At 70.8% G+C, this 2,076-nt stretch carries 3 protein-coding genes; 2 read left to right on the forward strand and 1 reads right to left on the reverse strand.

All coding sequences use genetic code 11. From position 1 onward, the window contains the following. The first annotated feature begins 85 nt into the window (after window positions 1–85). Window positions 86–682, forward strand: a complete 597-nt coding sequence (locus ASG00_RS00330) for an arsenate reductase/protein-tyrosine-phosphatase family protein (RefSeq protein ID WP_056206064.1) — start codon at window positions 86–88, stop codon at window positions 680–682. Window positions 683–686: 4 nt separating this feature from the next. Here ASG00_RS00330 and ASG00_RS00335 read toward each other — a convergent pair whose 3' ends face one another. Continuing rightward, window positions 687–1,241, reverse strand: coding sequence for a TetR/AcrR family transcriptional regulator (locus ASG00_RS00335; protein WP_056206106.1), 555 nt, complete (start codon window positions 1,239–1,241; stop codon window positions 687–689). A gap of 216 nt (window positions 1,242–1,457) precedes the next feature. On the opposite strand from ASG00_RS00335, the gene ASG00_RS15940 reads away from it, so the two are divergent. After that, a partial coding sequence (locus tag ASG00_RS15940; RefSeq protein WP_235558996.1) for an MFS transporter occupies window positions 1,458–2,076 on the forward strand: 619 nt, incomplete at its 3' end.

Here is a 2,076-nt window from a genome sequence, read left to right on the forward strand (position 1 = left end):
CGCGTCGGGAGGCGTCATGCGGCGACCGGGCGCCATCCGGCATCGCTAGACTCGCGTCGGATCGCGGCGGGAAGGGGCGGCTGCAGTGATCGAGATCCTCGTGGTGTGCACGGGCAACGTGTGCCGTTCGCCGTACGCGCAGCTGGTGCTCACCGAGCGGCTGCGGGGGATGGACGTCGTGGTCTCCAGTGCAGGCGTTCGCGCGCGCACCGGCGCGACGATGACCCCTGAGGCCGTCGACCTCGCGGTCGCCGCGGGCGTGCCCGAGGAGGCCGCCGCGGCGCACGCGGCGGTGTGGCTCACCGAATCGCACCTGCGCACCCCGGACGTCGTGATCGGGATGTCGCGGGAGCACCGCCGTGCGGTCGTGGAGCTGGCGCCGTCTCGGCTGCGGTCGAGCTTCACCGCTCGGGAGCTCGCTCGGCTGGCCGCCGCCGTGGGCGACGACGGCCTGCGCGCCGCGGCGGCCGCCGCGGGCTCCGTCCCCGCCCGCCGTGTCGAGGCGATGCTGGCGCGGCTCGCGACCGCGCGCGGTGAGGTCGAGCCTCCGGTCGATCTCACCGAGGACGATGTGATCGACCCCATCGGGCGGTCGCGCGCGACCTACGAGCGGGCGGCGGCGGAGATGGGCCCGGGGATCGACGCGATCGACCTGCTCGTCCGTCTCGCTCTCGAGGCCTGAATGCTCACACCGATGCGCCGAGCGAGCGCTCGACCGCACGCCAGCCGTCGGTGAGCACGGCGAAGCCCGCCTCGCAGACGCCGACGGGGTCGTCGCTCTCGCTCGCGAGGATCTGGATCTGCAGCACGAACCTGCAGTAGGCGCGTACCTCCGGCGACGGTTCGTCGACGCCCGCGTCGGCGGCGATCACGGCTGCCAGTGCGTCTTCATGGCGCAGCCACATGCGTGCCGCGTAGTCGCGCAGAGCGGGGGTCGCGTTGAGGAACTCCATGAACCGGCGCGACACCGCATCGCCGTGCTCGACGACGTTCGCCGCGATCTCCGCGAGGTAGAAGTCGTGCAGCGCCGTGTGGACGGACACGCCGGGGCCTCGGTCCCGCACCGAGGCGATGAGCTTGTCGCGCTGCTCGTCGTCCTCGTCGAAGACGAGCGCCTCCTTCTGCGGGAAGTGTGCGAACACCGTCGTCGGCGAGACATCCGCGGCATCGGCCACTTCGCGGATGCTGACGTTCGCGAACCCGCGCTCGAGGAACAGCATGGTGGCGGTGTCGGAGATCAGCTTGCGCGTCGCGCGCTTCTTTCTTTCGCGCCGACCCTCCGGCGCAGGGGAACTTTCGCGCCGACCCTCCGGCGCAGGCGAACTTTCGCGCCGACCCTTCGGCGCAGGGGAACTCTCGCGCCGCCCCGGCTGCTCAGACGTGCTCATGCCACCAGTCTAACCAGATCGGGTTCGAAACTGTATTGACAACAAAACTGGTATCGATACAGTTATCGCATGACCTCCTCCTCGACCAGCCCGCGCAGCGACCGCCGCGCCTGGATCATGCTCATCGTCCTGACGATGCTGACCACCGCCGGCATGACCGTCGTCCTCCCCGTGCTCCCCTTCGTCGTCCTGCGCTACGTGTCCAACGAGAGCGACCTCGCCGTGTGGGTCGGCGTGCTCGAAGCCGTCAACGGCCTCTGCGCCTTCCTCATCGCACCCTTCCTCGGTCGCCTGTCCGACCGCTTCGGTCGCCGACCCGTCATCATCGTCGCCGCGCTCGGCGCGGCCGTCAGCATGACGCTGTTCGGCATCGGCGGCGCTCTCTGGGTGCTGCTGTTGGCCCGCGTCATCCAGGGCGCCACCGCCGGAGACCTGCCCGCTCTGTTCGCCTACCTCGCCGACATCACCCCGCCCGAGAAGCGCGCCCAGCGCTTCGGCCTGCTCGGCGCCCTCTCCGGCATCGGCACGATGGTGGGGCCGGCCGTCGGCGGCCTGCTCGCCGCGATCAGCGTCGAGCTGCCCGTCTTCCTCACCGCCGCGGTGTCGTTCGTGATCGCGCTGCTGAGCATCTTCCTGCTGCCCGAGAGCCTGCGCCTCGAGAACCGCATCGCCTCGATCCGCGTCGCCG

Source organism: Microbacterium sp. Leaf351 (assembly GCF_001423825.1).
In the GTDB taxonomy this organism is placed as follows: domain Bacteria; phylum Actinomycetota; class Actinomycetes; order Actinomycetales; family Microbacteriaceae; genus Microbacterium; species Microbacterium ginsengisoli.